15 protein-coding genes are annotated in these 19,391 nt (G+C 32.1%); 1 reads left to right on the top strand and 14 read right to left on the bottom strand.

What is annotated here, in order from left to right; translation table 11 throughout:
- Positions 1 to 185: 185 nt before the first annotated feature.
- The 7 genes from M2326_RS09570 to gcvT all read right to left on the bottom strand — a co-directional run bounded on the left by M2326_RS09570 (position 186) and on the right by gcvT (position 9,187).
- Entirely contained in the window at positions 186 to 2,252 is a 2,067-nt protein-coding gene (locus tag M2326_RS09570) for a hypothetical protein (protein ID WP_264619339.1), read from the bottom strand.
- 600 nt (positions 2,253 to 2,852) lie between these two features.
- Positions 2,853 to 3,356 carry a COG3650 family protein gene (locus M2326_RS09565; RefSeq protein WP_264619338.1) on the bottom strand — a complete coding sequence of 168 codons (504 nt, stop codon included), beginning with the start codon at positions 3,354 to 3,356 and terminating at the stop codon, positions 2,853 to 2,855.
- Positions 3,356 to 3,787, bottom strand: coding sequence for an META domain-containing protein (locus tag M2326_RS09560; protein ID WP_264619337.1), 432 nt, complete (start codon positions 3,785 to 3,787; stop codon positions 3,356 to 3,358). The genes M2326_RS09565 and M2326_RS09560 overlap by 1 nt, the downstream gene beginning before the upstream one ends.
- Before the next feature lie 343 nt (positions 3,788 to 4,130).
- Positions 4,131 to 4,991 (bottom strand): EamA family transporter, encoded by an 861-nt coding sequence (locus M2326_RS09555; RefSeq protein WP_264619336.1) that lies wholly within the window; start codon positions 4,989 to 4,991, stop codon positions 4,131 to 4,133.
- 84 nt (positions 4,992 to 5,075) lie between these two features.
- Positions 5,076 to 5,789 (bottom strand): YebC/PmpR family DNA-binding transcriptional regulator, encoded by a 714-nt coding sequence (locus tag M2326_RS09550; protein WP_264619335.1) that lies wholly within the window; start codon positions 5,787 to 5,789, stop codon positions 5,076 to 5,078.
- A 272-nt stretch (positions 5,790 to 6,061) separates the two neighbouring features.
- Positions 6,062 to 8,104 carry a S41 family peptidase gene (locus tag M2326_RS09545; RefSeq protein ID WP_264619334.1) on the bottom strand — a complete coding sequence of 681 codons (2,043 nt, stop codon included), beginning with the start codon at positions 8,102 to 8,104 and terminating at the stop codon, positions 6,062 to 6,064.
- On the bottom strand, positions 8,105 to 9,187 hold the full coding sequence (gene gcvT, locus M2326_RS09540; RefSeq protein ID WP_264619333.1) for a glycine cleavage system aminomethyltransferase GcvT: 1,083 nt from the start codon (positions 9,185 to 9,187) through the stop codon (positions 8,105 to 8,107). It lies immediately after the preceding gene.
- Positions 9,188 to 9,360: 173 nt separating this feature from the next.
- Here gcvT and M2326_RS09535 point away from each other — a divergent pair, with 173 nt between their 5' ends.
- Positions 9,361 to 10,251 carry an NAD(P)H-hydrate dehydratase gene (locus tag M2326_RS09535; RefSeq protein ID WP_264619332.1) on the top strand — a complete coding sequence of 297 codons (891 nt, stop codon included), beginning with the start codon at positions 9,361 to 9,363 and terminating at the stop codon, positions 10,249 to 10,251.
- Here M2326_RS09535 and M2326_RS09530 read toward each other — a convergent pair.
- The 7 genes from M2326_RS09530 to M2326_RS09500 form a co-directional block, all read right to left on the bottom strand.
- On the bottom strand, positions 10,219 to 11,097 hold the full coding sequence (locus M2326_RS09530; RefSeq protein ID WP_264619331.1) for a phosphatase PAP2 family protein: 879 nt from the start codon (positions 11,095 to 11,097) through the stop codon (positions 10,219 to 10,221). The two genes, M2326_RS09535 and M2326_RS09530, sit on opposite strands and share 33 nt — an antisense overlap.
- Positions 11,098 to 11,334: 237 nt before the next feature.
- Positions 11,335 to 12,195 carry a KPN_02809 family neutral zinc metallopeptidase gene (gene ypfJ / locus M2326_RS09525; protein ID WP_264619330.1) on the bottom strand — a complete coding sequence of 287 codons (861 nt, stop codon included), beginning with the start codon at positions 12,193 to 12,195 and terminating at the stop codon, positions 11,335 to 11,337.
- A 34-nt stretch (positions 12,196 to 12,229) separates the two neighbouring features.
- Positions 12,230 to 15,493: a PAS domain S-box protein gene (locus M2326_RS09520; protein ID WP_264619329.1), complete on the bottom strand. Its 3,264-nt coding sequence runs from the start codon at positions 15,491 to 15,493 to the stop codon at positions 12,230 to 12,232.
- A gap of 877 nt (positions 15,494 to 16,370) precedes the next feature.
- Positions 16,371 to 17,126 (bottom strand): PEX28-32 family peroxisomal membrane protein, encoded by a 756-nt coding sequence (locus M2326_RS09515; protein WP_264619328.1) that lies wholly within the window; start codon positions 17,124 to 17,126, stop codon positions 16,371 to 16,373.
- A 153-nt stretch (positions 17,127 to 17,279) separates the two neighbouring features.
- Positions 17,280 to 17,969: an RluA family pseudouridine synthase gene (locus M2326_RS09510; protein WP_264619327.1), complete on the bottom strand. Its 690-nt coding sequence runs from the start codon at positions 17,967 to 17,969 to the stop codon at positions 17,280 to 17,282.
- Position 17,970: 1 nt separating this feature from the next.
- Positions 17,971 to 18,789: a 3-methyl-2-oxobutanoate hydroxymethyltransferase gene (gene panB / locus M2326_RS09505; protein WP_264619326.1), complete on the bottom strand. Its 819-nt coding sequence runs from the start codon at positions 18,787 to 18,789 to the stop codon at positions 17,971 to 17,973.
- A 173-nt stretch (positions 18,790 to 18,962) separates the two neighbouring features.
- The gene (locus M2326_RS09500; RefSeq protein ID WP_264619325.1) at positions 18,963 to 19,262 is read right to left on the bottom strand and encodes an HPF/RaiA family ribosome-associated protein; all 300 of its coding nucleotides are present in this window, start codon (positions 19,260 to 19,262) and stop codon (positions 18,963 to 18,965) included.
- Positions 19,263 to 19,391 lie beyond the last annotated feature (129 nt).

Below are 19,391 nucleotides of genomic sequence, written 5' to 3'. Positions count from 1 at the left end.
TTACGACCACATTATTCTAATTATATGCTGACACCAAATCAAATGCACGTACAGAATCAAATTAAAATGAGAACATATAAAACAAAAAACACTTGAAAAAACGTTCTTGCAAGTGTTTAATTAATTATTTTTATCCCAATAATCTGTATCGTTTATTTAGGACTAGACAAAGTGAAATCTATATTTTAATTGAGTAATTCTGGATGACTCAATATTAATTCAATTTTTTTTATGGTGATTGTAATTTGATTCATTTGTAATTCTATATTTCTAAAGAAGAGACTAATGTCTCTGTTTACCCAACTCTCAGAAATCACTCTTGCACCCAAACTAATTCTCAAAACAGCACTTTCAATCTTATTAGCATAAATTACATTTACGGCTTGTCCTATATGACACTTTTGAGCAGCAAGTCTAATTATTTCGATAGAGGAATCTTCAAATTGATCAGATAAATCGGAATTTAATAATGTATAGAGTTTTTTTACTTTTTCTAGAGACAAAGCTTCGTTATTTTTAAGGATAAAGAAAGGGAAAATGGTACGAATATTACGTATTCCAAATTCTTTACTACTATAACTCTTGGTTTTTGTTTCATCACCATAAATTGGTTCTAAGAAATTAGCATCATTTATGGAGTCTTCAACAAAGTTGCAAAACATTTCGATTCCCATATTTCGGTATAATATAGGAGTTTTGAAGTACCTACTCATTTCGACTATGGCTGCGTTCCAGCGCATATACGAACCATAATTAAAGCCTTCTGATAATTCTTTCGAACAAAACCATGAAGTAGGCCAATCAGAATGATTGTAATACTGTGTTAGACCTTCTGGTAAGTTGTTTTTTATAGACTGTACTACTTTACTAACGCTTTTGGGTAAAAATAATGCACCTGAATAAGGTGGACCAGTGAAGAATTTACTTCCTGTGACAGTCACAATATATCCTTTGCTTAGGTAATTTTGGATGTCTTTTGGGTCCAATCTAAGTTGAGAACCATCAACTATGATTTGCATTGAAAGTGATACTAATGAGTTCAATTTTTTAATCAAATTATCGGTAGGAGACTGGTAGCCTAGTTTTGACTGATCCATTGTATGTAATACAACATGTCTGCCCAATTTATTGGTTTTGGAAACGGCATCATAAACTTCTTGATCCAATTGACTAGAAGATTTTAACGCACCTTTATCATCTCTAAACGGAATTTTTATCAAATTTACATCTCTAAAACCTTCAATTCTATCGCCTTTTTTAATAGGGATGTCCAATGCTGTAGTATTTTCAAAATGACACCCTTTCAAAGCCGATGCTACTCCGCTACCTGTTTCATCTGAAGCTACTAATATATGTGTGATTTCTTTATCTGAAATAATTTGAGTGATTGCTGCAATTTGTAATGCAGAATCTGTGCCTGAGGGAGAAAAAATGATTTCACATTCTTCACTTAATTTAAAGTTTTTTCTAAGGTTACTTTTTAATAATTCAGAAAACTCAATTGTAGTTTTTTGAAATCCATTTTTCAAGCTGTTTCTAATTAATATACTTCTTACTTTGTCCGTTTTGTCATAAGCAAAATTTGAAACACTTGATGCAGTTGATGATGCAAAAGTAAAGGCATCTGGCCTAGGAAATGGTCGACAACCATATTTATTAAGTAACTGAATTTCGTCAATGTTTAATCTAAGATCACCCCCAGACATCAATAAATATTCGGTAGGTTTTGCTAGATTTTCAATTATAGGTTTCCATGATTCTTTAAAGATACTGCTTGACGTTTTTAATCCATGGTAGGAAAGCAATTCTTCATGTTGTGGTAAAGAATCTTTGTCTAAATTTCTTTTAATTAAATTAATTAAAAGAAAATCAAGATCTTCTAATTTTTCTTTATCGTCCTTGGGTAGCAAATTATAAAATATACGGGTTACTTCAAGCGCAGCAATATCGCACAGAGTGATGTCTTCTTTTTCATTATTCAACGCCTTGTACCACAATTGCCATTCGATACCATACCTTAAATAGACTAAAGCTAAAATAGGTTTATCCAAAAATGAAGTACCAATTATGATTGATTTGTTCGGTACTATTTTAAAAATAGTAGGTTCAGTAGTCGAAGTTATAATATTAACATTGTTGATTTTTGGAACAGTATTAAACCTCTTTAAAATGCGAACTAAATAGTTTACATTCTCTTTTTCAAATAAACTCGATCTTTTGTATTGGTTTTCAAGTAGAATATTGTTTGTCATAAGTGGTATAATTTAAAACGTTCCTGAGAACGGTTCTCTCTAAATTGCAGTTTTTAATTAACTAGGTACTGCTCCCGATTATAAGCATAGGTTACGAAGTCCTATGCAATTTATATTGGGGTGTAATTTAGTAATTTAATTTCACTATTTAAGCATTAGCAACGTTTTGCATTAGATATAATAGTGCGTTTTAATTCATTTTGTGTTTTTACACGAATAATTTAAATTGTTTTGGATAAGTTTTGTTCTCAATACTCATTTTTCAGTCCTGTTTGAATCTTAATTGCCTACTTTTTAAGAAAATATAATCCTCTCTCAATGATAAATTTCATTATTTTTAAAATGCACAAACTTTTATAGAAAATTCAAAAGTTAATTTTGTTCAATGATGGAATAAAATTGCATTCTATGTCCAGGAACATATGCTGTAATCAACTTTTTTTTTCTAAATTATATTCAAAAGTAGTATTTCTAAAAGAGGTCTCTATCTGATTAAATTTCTTATATAATAAAATAATAGTCGTTTGTTGAGCTGCATTTTTCTTTTATAGTAATTTCTAATAAAAGTTACTCTTATTATTTTGGGATTACAAATACGTACTAATAAGCTGGTTTGTTACCTTGGTCTCCAGGTGTTTGGGAACTGTAATTTCCACAACCTTGTATGATATGTAATGACGGTTCTGCCTTCTTTTTATATTCTATATTTACAGTGTATGGCGAAACTTCTCCAGACATTGCATTGGTGCATTCAAGTTGGTTAATTTGGATTTTAATTTGGCTTGATGCAGTTTGAATTTCATATACTTTTACGCCACTATTCTCAATCCACGAAGGTGCTACATAAGGTGTGATCACAGAATCTGTAATTGTCTTCAGTTTGATTTGATTCTTTGATAGTTCTAAATCCCAAAAAGGTTCTGTTCCTGAGGCTCTAAAGTAAATAGTACTTTTTTTGTTTTCAAGGATTTGTATTTTTGTCGTTTTTAATGAATCCTCTACAGTTTCAGTTTTGTTACTTGTTGATTGCTCTTTTTTCTTATCCATGCAGGAAAGGCTTACTGCTAGCAAGCATAAAGCACTTATTTTTATAGTGAAATGCATTAGTTATCCGTTTTTTTAAATCGCATCATAGTTATATCATTATACATTAAGATTAGTCTTCCTTCTTGATCAAAACTATATTTATTTATTTTATTAATCATATTCATAAAAACAGTCTCGCCTTGGCCACAAAACATTAATGTTGTTGGTCCAGGTTCTCCAAAAAAAATAGAATCTTCCTTTAGAATATAATTTGCAGAGTAGCTATTACAGCTATTATTTCCAGTAACTCTATTTGTTGTTTTGTCAAAAGTTATTTTTGGTATTCTGTCAGGATATAATCCTTTGAATGCTATTCGTGGTCCAGTAATATATTCTAGTTCCCAATTCGTTGAGTATAACTTATCACTATCACTATTTTTTTTGGTAGCACAAGAGACAATTAGTACTGTAATTAAGGCAACAAGAAAAATTGTTTGTTTTTTCATCATGGTTTATTTTTAAATTTTAAAATAAAGGACAAGGCTATTATAATGTTTTGCCCCCTATAAAACAATAGTATTATTCTAAATTTTGATTATTAATTATTCCGTTAATTCTTCATTAAAATTAGATATTTATCCTGGTTCTATTTTTCCATTGGTGTAATATGGCCTAATAGCCCTTGCATCCTAGCCCAGATAGAAGTGGAGCTCTTTTTTATCTTGCTTTTTTTGGCAAGATAAAAAAAGCGAGAACGGATAGCTGGAAATAGCTCCAAAAAGTTATAACCCATTTTATAAAATAAGTATAGAATTAATATCAGTTTCAAATTTGATTTAGCCAAAAGTTGTTTTAGGATTGCAGCAATTGTGAAAAGGTGATAAGTACAATAGCGACTAGGGCAAAAAGTAATCCGAGGTAATTTTTGGTATTTAATTTTTCTTTGAAAACCAAAATTCCAATAAGACTTCCAAGGATGATGACGCCCATATTCATAGCTGCAAATACGGTCGATGGATTTTTGGCAAAGGCTTGATGTGCTTTGAGATAAAACAGTATATTTCCAAAATTGAATATCCCAACCAGCGAACCAATGAGGAGGTTACGCATGGTGATTTTTACTTTTTTGAATGCAAATTCGTAAAGTACGGCCAATAGTATAATCAATAACGAGATACCAAAAACAATGATTAATGAGGTAGTAAAAGGTAGGCTAGTGGCTATTGCAATTTGTTTGAAAAAGATATCGATAACGCCAAATCCGACTAAAACTACTGCTGGATAGATCCATTTTCTGTTGGTATTGTCTGCTTTTTTGGAGAGTATGAGTAGTAGTGCTGGTAGTGCGATGAGGAAAGCGAGTAGTTTAAGGCTGTTGAATTCTTCATCAAACAATAACCAAGCGGCGAGTAAGGGAATAAATAACGACAGGCGTTGTGCGGCATCAGTTTTTACAATTCCCATGTGCTTGATGGATGCAGCTAAAAAAAGGAATATGGTTGGTAATAAAATTCCTAGCGGAATATAAATATTCCAAGGTGCCGTTGCATCTATCCCTTTTAAATCGGGCTTAAAAATGAAATAGCATAGAAGCAAGGCAAATACATAGTTCCAAGCTACAATTTGGGTAGTATTAATGGAATAATTTCGTGATATTTTGAAAATAACGCCGATGATAACGCTACATAATATGCTTAGGATAAGAAATAACATGAGTAGGGATTTTGGTTTGTAAAATTGGATACAAAAAAACTCTAGCTTTCGCTAGAGTTCTTGTATGTATTTAGTAGTAAAGGTTTAAGCTTCTTCCATGGTATGGTACACGTTCATAACGTCATCATCTTCTTCCATTTTTTCAATCAATTTTTCAACGTCAGCCATTTCAGCTTCGGTAAGTTTTTTGGTAATTTGTGGAATTCTTTCAAAACCTGATGATAGGATTTCGAGATTACGCGTTTCCAATTCTTTTTGGATAGTACCAAAACTAGCAAAAGCAGCGTAGATTAAGATTCCGTCTTCGTCTTCAAAAACTTCTTCGGCTCCAAAATCGATTAGTTCTAATTCTAATTCTTCTGGGTCAAGACCTTCAGCAGGAATACGGAAGTTGCAAGTATGGTCAAACATGAATTCTACCGAGCCTTGTGTCCCTAATGTACCATTGCATTTGTTGAAATAGCTACGTACATTGGCTACGGTTCTGTTGTTATTGTCAGTAGCAGTTTCTACAAGAATTGCAATTCCGTGTGGAGCATAACCTTCAAAAAGAACTTCTTTGTAGTTGGCGGTATCTTTGTCAGTTGCTTTTTTGATGGCACGTTCTACATTATCTTTGGGCATGTTTACTGCCTTTGAATTTTGGATAACGGCTCTTAAACGGGAATTGGCATCAGGATTTGGACCGCCTTCCTTAACAGCCATTACAATATCTTTTCCTATACGTGTAAACGCTTTTGCCATTGCTGACCAACGTTTCATCTTTCTTCCTTTTCTAAATTCGAATGCTCTTCCCATTTCTAATTTTTTATTTTAACAGTTGCAAAAATACAGCTATTAGTTATTTTATCAAATATTTATCTAATCAATTACTATTTAATTATACTGAAACGTTGTTTATGAATCATCAGTGGTGATGATTTTTCATTATTTCGAGTCATCTCCGATAGGGAAATATATTGATACCAAGAAAAAAGTCATCAAAAGTAGTTCTCGATACTTGTTTTCTTTTGCTACCCAAAAAAAATGAATTGACGTTTTTAATAATTGTATCCAATAGGTTGCATTGACTATCTTCTATTTGAAACATTAAAATCATTTATAATCGTAATTGCTTCTTGTAAATAGGGATTATGTTTCAGGTCGCTTATTTTGATTGCATTTATTTCTAAATTTGCGGTATCATCTTTTAAAGTTTCAGCATCAAAAGAATTATTCGTTATAATACATTCAGTTTCTAACAAAGCTGCTTTTTGAAGCTTTTTTTGCAAGTCAGTTAAGTCGTTACAATGTTTAAATATACTATCGAATGTTAAAGCGAGCGTTATTTTTGGATTTTTAAAAACGGCATCTATTTCTTTGTTTAAGTTTTTGATCTCGCTAAATCTTGAATTTTCTTTGATTCTAAAACTGCTTAACTCCAGTGGAGTAGCAAAATAAGCTCTCGGAAAAGGTTTATAGTTCGCTTTTAATGGAATTGAATCGTTTACCAAAGCTGTTTTGTAGCTTGATTCTCTAATACTAATATCTTCGAAAAGCATTGGCAAAGTGACGTCAGGAATAATTCCTTTAATTTGATGACTTTGGCCAGTGATTCTGTAAAACTTTTCGATAGTTAACTTTACAAATTCTTGCTTAGAGTTATCAAGAGGGATTATAGTTTGCATTGACGCTTTTCCAACAGAATTACTTCCCACCACAATGGCTCTGTTATAGTCTTGCATTGCAGCAGCAAAAAACTCGCTTGCTGAGGCTGTATTACTATTAATTAAAATCACGATAGGGCCATTGTAGGCAATTTTTCCACTATCATCTTTTAAGATGGTTGCACTTTTCTTATTGTCAACTAAAATAGTTACAGGTCCAGAATCTATAAATAAACCCACCAATTTGATGGCTTCTTCCATCGACCCTCCACCGTTATCTTGTAGGTCGATAACCAAGCCTTTTATGCCATCGTCATTTAGTTTCTTTAGTTCAACAGCTACATCATGAGCACAACCTGTCTTATTGCTATTATCAAAATCAGAATAGAAAGTGGGAATATTAAGATATCCAACTTTCGTTTCATTTTCGGCTACGAAGCTATATACACTATGTGAAGTTGTACTAAGCAATTGTTTTATGAGTGTAACCACTACGATTTTTCCGCTTTTTTTCTGAACGGTCAATTCTATTTCTGCATTAGAATCAGAAAGTATCATTTCGCTAATTTCTTCCATTGGAGTACAAGAAACGATAAGTTCTTCTCCTTTTTTGTTCGAGACTTTTATAATGACATCTTCGTTTTCTAATTGTTTAGATTTTGCCGCAGGCCCACCTGGCGTCATGTCTGTAATTTGAATTTCGTTATTGTCATTCAATTTACCATTTAACCCCAATGAAAGTTCACTGGTAGATAAACTTGCCATAAAATTATCTTTTGCATCTATAGAAAAGTAATTGGTATGTGGATCGAAATAATTGCAAAAGTCATTAAATAAAGCATTTCGCATGTCATAATCCAAACCTTTAGGACTATTTAAAATACTAGAAAGTTTACATAAATTGTTTTCAATTATATGGCTTTTGGCTATTTTTTCAAGTTTTGAAAAATGAGGTTTCAATGAATCTAAATTGGTACTGATTTTTGAAATATCCTCTAAAATATCAAATTTTAATTTCTTTTCCCATATCTTTTTTAAATCCTTTTCATGTAAGTTAAATTGATATTTTTTATTAGAAAAATGTATTGTATCATGACCATCATAATGGAGATTTACTTTTTGGAATTTTTCAAGAGCTGCTTTTTTTCTTTCTAAGGCAAATCGATAAGTTGACACAAAATCATCCAAAAAAGAACAATTGTTTTGCAAGATGTGATTGTCTATAAATAAACGATGTTTGCTCAGTTTTTGGTATTCAGCTTTAGTCAATAAGGTGTTACTTTGATATAAATCATTGATAAAAGTATCAAATACATAAACCGATAGACTATCATCTACCGGTTTTGGAAGGTAATGTTCGCTTTGAATTAAAGTGTTTATTTTGGATAGCGTTTCGCAAGTCTTTAAACTATTTTGTCCAAAGGCATAAACCGATAATAAGGAACATAAGATTGTTAATTTTTTCATTTATTTTTTATAAAAAGGCAATTTTACAACTTTGGCTAAAGCATCTTTTTTACGAATGCGAATAAAAATTTCGCTATCCACTGTGCTATTAGCTACGGTTACGTAGCCTAGTCCAATTCCTTTATTCAAAGAAGGAGCCATGGTTCCGGAAGTTACAATTCCGATTACATTACCATTGGCATCTACGATTTCATAATCATGCCTTGGGATTGCGCGTTCTTGCATTTCGAAACCTATGAGTTTGCGAGTAACACCGACTTCTTTTTGTGCTTTTAAGTTAGCTGAGTTAGTGAACTCTTTGTTGAATTTGGTAATCCATCCCAAACCTGCTTCTATAGGTGAGGTGGTGTCATTGATATCGTTTCCGTACAAGCAGAATCCCATTTCTAGTCGTAAAGTATCACGAGCAGCAAGACCAATTGGTTTGATGCCATATTCAGCTCCAGCTTCGAAAACTTTATTCCAAATTTGCTCCGCTTCGGAGTTTTTACAATAGATTTCAAATCCGCCAGCACCTGTATATCCCGTTGCTGAGATAATTACGTTTTCTATTCCAGCAAAATCACCTATTACAAAATTGTAATATTCGATAGTAGCCAAATCGATAGCAGATAAAGCTTGCATCGCTTCAACCGCTTTTGGTCCTTGGATAGCAAGCAATGAATACTCCTCAGAAATGTTTTTGATCTCTACATCCAAATCATTTTGGCTCGAAATCCATTCCCAATCTTTGTCGATATTTGAGGCATTGACAACTAATAGATATTGTTCGTCTCTTATTTTATAAACCAGTAAATCATCTACGATTCCGCCTGTAGCGTTAGGTAAGCAAGAATATTGGGCTTTACCGTCTGCCAAGACTGAAGCATCGTTTGACGTTACTTTTTGGATCAAAGCCAAAGAATTTGGTCCAGAAAGTAGAAATTCTCCCATGTGTGAAACATCAAATACACCCACAGCAGTACGAACCGTTTCGTGTTCTACATTAATTCCTTCGTACGAAATAGGCATGTTATAACCTGCGAAAGCCAACATTTTTGCTCCCAAGCCTTCGTGTATGTGTGTAAGTGCCGTATTTTTCATCTTGTTTTACTATGATTTTGAAGCCGCTAATTTATTGTTTTTTTATGGACTGACCAAAGTCAAACACTATACAAATTTGTCAAGTTTACTTTTTGAATATATTTTGATTAAGTATTGGAAGTATTGGTTTAGTTTAAAAAAAATAGTTGTAATTTTAAGTAAAAGTTTACAATATGAATGAGGTTATAAAAATCGATAGGAATGAAGTTTTAAAACGCTGTAAAATAGTAGCTTTTGATACGCACAAAGGCATACAGGGGCATGCGCTTATAGTAGCAGGAAGTTACGGCAAAATAGGTGCAGCTGTATTATCGTCCAAAGCTTGTTTAAAATCGGGTTGTGGATTAGTAACAGTATTTATCCCTAAATGTGGGTACCAAATTTTGCAAATGGCAAACCCAGAGGTGATGACTTGTACCGATGATGTTGAGTATCGGATATCAGATATATATTTACCCTTTGAACCTGATGCAGTAGGAATAGGTCCTGGTTTGGGTCAATCGTCACAGACTCAGAAAGCTGTTTTGAAGTTTTTGCATAATTGCAACTCATTTCTGGTTGTTGACGCAGATGCATTAAATATTTTATCCAAAAACAGGGAAGGTTTGGACTATCTAAAAGCAAAAACAATTTTGACACCACATCCAAAAGAGTTGGAGCGTTTAATAGGGGAGTGGGATACTGAAGAAGAAAAATGGTCTAAAACGATCAGTTTTTCTTTAAAATACAATGTAGTTGTAATCATGAAAGGAGCACCGACCCATATTATAGATGGTTTTAATGTTTATAAAAACACTACAGGTAATGCGGCTTTGGCCACGGCAGGAAGCGGTGATGTGCTGACAGGGATTATCACCAGTTTATTGGCACAATCGTACACACCACTTGATGCTGCTATAATTGGAGTTTATATTCACGGACTTACAGCAGATATTGCTTTACCAGAAACGGGTACGCAATCTTTTATCGCATCGGATATTATAAAGTATTTGGGGAAGGCTTTTTTGAGTATAAGTGATTTAAGAATAACTTTAGAAGCTACCAATAAAATGAAAACCGATTAGGTTGCTAGAAACTTGTGGAACTAGTTGCTTGGTCATTCTAAATTTTTTAGGGTTGTAATTGAGAGCGCTATTTTTACTTTTTTCAATTTGTTTGCGACTACTTATTACTATTGATTTACCGATGATAGTCCCAACTAGCCCACCCACAAGTAAATCCGAAATCCAATGGTTGTGTCCTTTAATATCTGACAAAAAAGCTACAGATACAAAGGTATATGGGATCCAGTAGTTGTGGTATTCCATTTGGAACACTTTGGCTACTGCAAAAAAGGCCGTCGAATGAAAAGAAGGAAAAGAGGTACCGTCTGTAACAGCGCTTAAATAAGGTCTATGGAAATTACCGAAGTCCCACTGGTTTTTTGTCCAAGGAGCAACAGCTGGTTCGTCACCGTTGAGAGGACGCTGTGGTCGCTGTCTTGGTATAAGAGTTTTTAATATAAGATGGGAGATAACAAAAGAATAAGTCAATGATTTTACTGCATTTACAGCTACTTCTTGTCCTTTCTTATTGTTTAGAATCAAAGATCCTGCATAGAGTCCCATGATGGGATAGGTGATATAAGGGTCATTCCCTTGAAATATGGGGTTGGAGCTTTCTTTGATTCCAATAGTGGGTAAATGGTAATCTACATTAGGTTCAATTTTATCATGCAAAAAGCCAGTTGTAATTTTGTCAACTGCAATTAGGCCTACAATTCCTCCTGCATACATTGCAGTGCGTTTCCAATCACTAGAGACGGTATGTCCCATTTGAGAAAAGTCACTTGGAATACTTAGAATACCATTTTTTATGACGCTAGAAGCTACTTTAAATCGGCTTTCCTTTAGGGTAGATAAACTATCCATTTGAGAGGTACAGTTTATTGAAAATAAGAATAACAGTAGTATAGTTATATTTCTCATCAGAAATCAGGGCTTTTTTTTGGGAACAAATATACATTTTATTGAATTCAAATAAAATCAAACTATTTTGTGTAGTGATTTTTTTTAAGACTTTATTGTAGCCATTGATAAAACTCGTATTGTTTAAAATAGTGTTATATTTAATGGTAAAATTTTGAAGTTTAATTATTTGAATAATTTTTATCGAATTTCATCAAATGTATTTCCTTGTTTGATGTCTCCAGAATTATATCCTTTCAAAAACCAATACTTACGTTGTTCTGAAGTCCCATGCGTGAAGGATTCGGGTACTATATGTCCTTGCATTTTGGATTGAATGGCATCATCACCCACTGCGTGTGCAGCGCTCAAAGCTTCGTCTATATCTCCAATTTCCAAAACATGGTTCATTTTTTGATTGTAATTGGTCCACAAACCGGCATAAAAGTCAGCTTGCAGCTCTAGAGCTACGGATAATTTATTCGCTTCAGCTTTACTTTTTCCTTCTTGCATTTTTCGCATTTTTGCAGAAGTTCCCAGTAATGTTTGAACGTGATGACCTATCTCATGTGCAATAACATAAGCAGTTGCGAAATCACCTCCTTGTGCACCAAATTTTGTTTTTAATTCTTTGAAAAATTTTAAATCCATATACACTTTTTGGTCGCCGGGACAATAAAATGGTCCTGATGCAGAGGTAGCTCCACCACACGCAGTTTGTACAGAGCCTTCAAACAAGATGATTTTTGGTTTTTGATAGGTAAGGTTGTTTTCTGCAAAAATTTTAGTCCATACATCTTCATTATCTGCAAGAATAGTTTTTACAAATTCTTGTTCTTCTTTTTCCTTCGCAGTCAGTGCTCTTTGTTCTGTTGGAGCTGATTGGCCTTGATTCATTTGTTCTAGAATTGGAGTAATCATTTGTGCATTTTCGCCACCAAAAACATTCAGTAGTAAAATTACAATTCCAATAATTCCACCTCCTGCAATGGCTTTTCCTCCACCAGACATTCCTCTTCTATCTTCTACGTTGTCACTTTGCCTTCTACCTTTCCACTTCATTTAAATTTTTTTTTATTGTTTCTATTTAGTATTTCTACATTTTATTAAGCCATTTGGCAAGCTTACCTTCAATAATACCTTTTACAATTGGTTTTGAAATATAGTCATTCATTCCTATTGAAATACATTTATCTTTTTCTTCTTTTTCAGCACCAGCAGTAATGGCGATAATCGGAATTTTTTCTCCTGAAGCTAATTTTCGAATCGCTTTGGTAGCTTCATATCCATTTACTAATGGCATCTGGATATCCATAAAAATGATATCTGGTTTTATACCTTCATATTGATCTATGGCTTCTTGCCCATTTTGTACTTCATAAATACTAACAGTTGTAAAAATATTTTTTATTATTTTTTTTAGTAATAACATGTTTATTTTATTGTCTTCAACAAGCATTATTATGGGATTCTTATTTTTTAACAATGCTAAATTTTCTAAATATTTACTTTCTACAAGGTCTAATGCTATAGCGTCATTATTGAAGTCTTCATTAGTTGTTTTTACATCTAAAACAAAATAAAAGGTACTTCCAGAATTAATTTTGCTATGGAGATTTAACTGACTATTCATTAAACCTAATAGCTTGTTGGATATAGTTAATCCTAATCCTGTTCCTCCAAATTTTTTGGTAGTGGAATTGTCTTCTTGTGAAAAAGCTTTAAAAATGCGGTCTTTATTGGCATCCAGAATTCCAATTCCTGAATCTATCACCGCAAAACGAATCTGATTATTGAATTTTGAAGTTTCTTGGACCATAGAAATTTCCAGTTTGACAAATCCATGATCTGTGAACTTGACTGCGTTGGATAATAAGTTGATTAGAATTTGTTTCACTCGAATGACATCAATCCAAAAATATTTGGGAACATCTTTAGCAATAACAAACTGTAAATCGAGGTTTTTTACATTTGCCTCATAGGATATCAATTCTACAATTTGCCTGAAAAGGTCATACACTTCTGTTTTTTCGATATAAAGTTCTAGTTTACCGGCTTCTATTTTAGAAAAATCAAGAATATCATTTACAATATCCAATAAAGTATGAGCAGATAAATTAACCGTATTCATATCTCTTTGTTGATTTTTATTTAATGATGTATTCATCAACAAGTTAGTAAAACCTATAATTCCGTTTAAAGGAGTTCGAATTTCGTGACTCATATTTGCGAGGAACTGAGACTTTGCAATATTTGCTGCCTCGGCATATTTTTGACGTTCTATAACAGCTTCAGCCTCTATTCTTTTGGTGATATCTAGCATGATCCCCTCGATATAGCTAATTTTTTCATTTTTAATAACGGCATCACCAAACTCTTCTACCCAGGCGATTTGTTTGTTTTTTTTAAATATTCGGTATGTCAAATGAAAAGGTTCATGATTATTTAGCTTCTCACAAGATATTTTTAGAATTTTTTCTAGATCATCAGGGTGCACCAAATCAATAAAATTCATTCTTTTTTCCAAAAACTCATCTTTGTTATAACCTGTTAATTTTTCGATCTCATCATTGAGGTAAATTTTGGTGAAATATGCATCATTTTCCGAAAGGTAGACGGTTCCGGGAATGTTATTTGCAAGGAGTCTAAACCTCTCTTCACTTTCGTATATAGTAATTTCGGCATCAATTCTTTCAATAGAGGATCCTATATTTCTAGCTAACGTTTGTAGAATAAGTATTTCGTCATCAGACCATGGTCTTTCTTCTTTTGTATCATCAAAACCTAAGAAGCCATAAAAATCATTTCGAACAAATACGGGGAATAATATTAAAGATACAACTTCTAAGTTTTGAAATTTTTTTCTAAGTGAAACATTTTCAATTTTAGAAACAGTGGTCTTGTAAGTTTTATTATTTAATAAAGGAAGTAATAACTCTTCAAAATAGTCATAGGGTAAATTTTGGAGCTGTTGGTTTGGTTGAGTCAAAGAGGTATTGTTTATGATCCACCTGTATTTTTGACTTAATACATCTTCATTGGATGTTTTTTGATAATAATAAGCACGATCAGATTGGGTTGATTTTCCCATTATAATCAATGCATCTTCAAAAATTTCGTTTATATCTTTACTCTTTAAGAATTTCTCCGTACAATGTGTCATTGACGCTAATAAATCACTTTTGTACCTAAGTTTTTCCTCAATATCTTGTCGCATTTTTGATTCGAAAATAATACATAAAATATCAGAAATAGATCTGGCAAAATTAATGTCTTCACTATCCCAATTTCGTATTTTACCAGTTGCTTCAAAACATATTATTCCGCGAAGTTCTCCATTAATAATTACGGGAGTATCCAAAATTGAAACAATCTGATTGGAAGGGAAATAATCATTACAAAATTCAAGGTCATACTCATTATGATATACATCAGAGACTACCACTTGCATTTTTTGGTCGATTAGGGAAAAATATTTAGGTGAATTTCTTTTGTTTATTTGTAAATCATTGATAAAACAATCTCCATTTTTAAGGTACAGATTGGAACAATTAATCTCTTCGGAGGTATAATCCCAAAAGCTGACACGGTCAATCTCTATTGTTTTGGCAATTGTTTGAAGTATTTTTTTTAATTTATCATTTAGTGTAATTTTATTTGAATAACTAGTTTCGGTAAAATTCTTTAATACCGAACTGTATTTCTGGTTTTTTAATTGTCTTTCGTATTTCTCTCTTTCATTTAACTTTAAGTAAGTAATGTCTCTAGCGATGGAGTAGTATCCTATAATCTGCCCAAAGTTATTTCTATTTATAGCTACTTTTTGTGACAACCAAATCTCCATTCCTTCTTTGTTTATTATTGGAAATTCTAATATTGGAAAATTAGTCATTACGTCGTTTGAATTAGTATAAAATTCTATGACTTTTTCTTTATAATCAGGACTAATTAAATCTCTAAAATGGGAATTAAATAATTCTTCGATTGTATATCCTGTGAAGATTTCTGAATTCTTATTGATGAATAAATAGTTACCACATTGATCTAATTCATAAATGATATCATTAGCCGACTCAACTAAATTCTCATATGATTTTTGAATGTTTATTTGCTCTGTAATATCCTGTCCAACAACAATGTATATGTCTTTAGTGTGTTTTTGACAACTCCATTGAATATCTTTGTAATTTCCCTCTTTACATTTTATTTTTTTTACATATAATTTATTCTCAACAAAACTTACGTCAAATATTTCATTAATTAATTCATTACTATTTGAAAGCTTTAAAAAATGTAAACCAAGAACTTCAGCACTAGAATACCCTAAAATTGGAGTTATACTTTGACTGCAAAAAACCACTTCTTTTTTAGTATTAATAGCTATAGTTAAAGAATTTCCATTATTTAAAATATCATTTGAAAACCGAAATTCATCTCTAATTTTTAAAAAGGAAATGTGTCTGATGAAATTAATGCAGAATATGATTAGAGAGTAATTTAATAATGAAATCCAAGATCGTACTGGAATTAATTCGAAGGTAAACAGAACATATAAAGTAGTGAATACCCAGATAGAAAATATCCAATATAGTTTTACGGGTTTAAAAATATTATAAGAACATAGATATAAAATGGTGAATCCAGCAAAAGGGATGCTATCTGTTGGAGAAAGAGTTAGATTTCGAGTAACATTTAAAAAGAAGAGACAAAAAATTATTTTGAATAACTTGTGTAGATTATTAAAAAGAGTGGGGGTTCTTTTGCTAATTAAATAGATGGAAATAAAGAGAAAACCAATTATTAAATTATGGATTAATAAACTTTTTGGACGTATTTTAAAAAATTCTAATGCTGTTTCGAGGAAAATAAAAAATAAACCGACAAACAAAAAAATTGTTTGATATTCTTCATTTTGAGATTTCTTAGAAAGGAAATTATTAGAAAATTGAGGTCTGAGAATTGCCTTTGGACTTAAATAAAAATAGATTAAAACTAAAATTAGAATAATAAAAAAAACAGAAATAGTTCGTATGAAACTTTTGTCCAATGTTATAGTATCAAAAGGAGAAAAATAATCGATTCTTAATGGAATATTGTTTCCAAAAAAAAGAATTAATTTAACAAACAGAGGATTGATAAACATAGGTGGTATTTTCGTTTAAAATAAACTAGTTACGGTAATTAGTAAAAATAGTTAAAAAAGCACTATTATATAACCTTTTTTCGTAATTTATGAGCTAATTTTCAAATCCTACAACTTCTTTATATAAAATATAGTAAAAGGAATATATAAATGGAAGCGTAAAAATGATTCCAATAATAAAAAGTAACATTCCGACTAAGGTAGCTATGATAGAAACGGTACACAGACCAATAATAATTGTAGGCTGTTTGGATACCAAAATCATACTTGTTTGGATGGATTCAAATATACCTAAGTTGCTAAAAATAATTAATGGAACAGTTAATAAAGCATAGAATGAAATTAGCATCGTAAGTACGGTACCTACTACAGGGAAACCAAAGTATTCTGCACTTGTCGAAATACCATTGTTCACCAATGCAATAATAAGTGTTGTAATAAATAGTGTAAAAAATTTAGTGGAATGGTAATAGGAAAAAATAGTAGAGAGACGAAACTCCTCATCATGATCTGCACAGTAAGCCATTTTGATAAATCCCGCAGAAAATGGGCTTATAAGGCAAGTAAAAAGAATTGCAAAGGCAGTATAAATCATTAAAAACTCTTTGGAGAAATTTGCCGGATTTAAGTTTTCTGGTTTTGTCATTTCAGTTATGGTTTCTATTCCAAAATAAGACAATAAACCACCGTATATTGCTGTAATTAGTAAGATACCGAATACAAAAAGTATTAATCCTGCATAGAGTGCTATTTTTTTATAATTTTCAAATATTTGATTAAATAAATTTTCAAACTTTAAGGTATATCCTTCGGATTTTAATTTTTCAATTTTATTTTTTTGCAGGTCCATTTTTTATGTAGGTATAATTGTTTTTATTAAAATCAAGCTTTAGTTTTGGCCGAATAAGGGCGTTACAACAGGTATATTATAATTATAAAATTCTCAAAATGCTTTTAATGTAATGTCTTATTAAAAGTATTTTGAGAATTTATAACTTGTTATTTAAACAGCTGACCAAATGGTGTCATTTGGTGTGGGGGCAGTTAATGTAATGCTTTCTTTGCTAACAGGATGAATAAAATGAAGCTTTCGGGCATGTAAATGAATACCTCCATCTGGATTACTTCGATCAAAGCCATATTTCAAATCTCCCTTAATCGGACAACCTATTGCAGACAATTGTGCTCTAATTTGGTGGTGTCTACCTGTGTGTAAATTGATTTCCAGCGCAAAGTAATTGTTCAGTTCTTTGATAATGGTATAGTCTAAACTTGCAATTTTACTGTCAGGAACTTCTTTTAAGTGTGCTTTTGAAGAATTGTTTTTCTCCGTTCTTTTTAAATAATGAACTAATTTGTCCTGTTGTTTTGGCGGTTTGTTCTTGACTACAGCCCAATAGGTTTTTTGTGTTTCTCTGTTTTTAAAGAGTTCGTTCAATCGTGTTAAGGCTTTGCTTGTACGCGCAAAAACCACGATACCTGTAGTGGGTCTATCCAAACGATGTACTACACCCAAAAAAACTTCTCCGGGTTTATTGTACTTATCTTTAATATATTCTTTTACAATATCAGACAATGGTTTGTCTCCTGTTTTGTCACCTTGCACCAGATCACCAACACGTTTATTAATCACAATTAGGTGATTGTCCTCGTGTATAACTTGTAAATTATCTTTGGTTGATACTACTTTCAACTTAATATTGTTCTTTTTCGTTAGGGAAATCCATTGATTTCACATCAGTTACATATTGTCCAATGGCAGTTGTCATGCCTTCGTATAAGTTCATGTAACGACGTAAAAAGCGTGGGCTAAATTCATTATTCATTCCAAGCATGTCATGAATTACTAATACTTGACCATCGACTTTACCACCAGCTCCAATTCCGATTACAGGAATAGAGATGCTTTGAGCTACTTTCTCCGCCAAGTGTGCAGGTATTTTTTCGACTACAATTGCAAAACAGCCTAATTTTTCAAGCAACAAAGCATCTTCGATTAATTTGTCTGCTTCTTGTTCCTCTTTGGCACGTACAGTGTAGGTTCCAAATTTGTAGATAGATTGTGGTGTCAACCCCAAATGTCCCATCACTGGAATTCCAGCATTTAGGATTTTTTTTATAGAGTCTTTAATTTCTTTACCACCTTCTAATTTTACAGCATGACCTCCGCTTTCTTTCATGATTCTAATGGCGGAACGTAAGGCTTCTTTTGGATCCGATTGGTAACTACCAAAAGGTAAATCAACTACCACTAGTGCTCTTTCAATAGCTCTTACGACAGAGGAGGCATGGTAGATCATTTGATCTAGTGTAATAGGTAAGGTTGTTTCATGACCAGCCATAACATTTGACGCAGAGTCACCCACTAGGATTACATCTACACCTGCGGTATCCACAATTTTTGCCATCGTAAAATCATAAGCCGTAAGCATAGAGATTTTTTCTCCATTTGCTTTCATTTCGATCAATGACTTCGTTGTAATTCTTTTATAATCTTTTTTAGCTACAGACATTCTGTTTTATTTTTTAATTGAAATCTTACTGAAATAAGGCCAGTTTGAAGTTTAAAGCGTGTAAAATTAAGCAAATATTTTATAGTGAGGCTCAAAAAACAAATGAACTTTATTAAACCCTAAAGTTTAACAAAGTTCATTTGTTTTAAAATTATAATTACATAACGAGTGATTTAATGCGCTTTCATTTCACTTTTACGTTTATTCAATTGTGATTCGATATCTTTTATAGTTTCTGCAGCTGCTATCTCAAAGGAGGTTTCATTCGAAACAGCAAATATACGTGGTCCAGGGCAACTCAAAGTGATTTCGCAAATTTTACCTTTGCCATGAGAGTCTTTTTCTTCCTTGAAAATTACGTTGGCACGTATGACCCAATCAAAATGATTCGTCAAAGAATCTAATTTTTTTACTATAATATGTTCGGCAGTTTTGTTCGCTTCAGCATGTACAAATTGAATAATTGATTCCATATATCTTTATTTTAAGTTTAATTGTTAGGTTATACTTTTATTGTGTATGTCTGTTACCGATATTTTATATAAAGGTTTTGACTAATTTGAGATGGTTATCCTCAAATTTACATATTTAATTCCAATCAC

This window comes from Flavobacterium psychraerolatum (assembly GCF_025960985.1).
In the GTDB taxonomy this organism is placed as follows: domain Bacteria; phylum Bacteroidota; class Bacteroidia; order Flavobacteriales; family Flavobacteriaceae; genus Flavobacterium.
The sequence above is the reverse complement of the archived record's forward strand: the minus strand, read 5'-3'. Positions and strand labels throughout refer to the sequence as shown.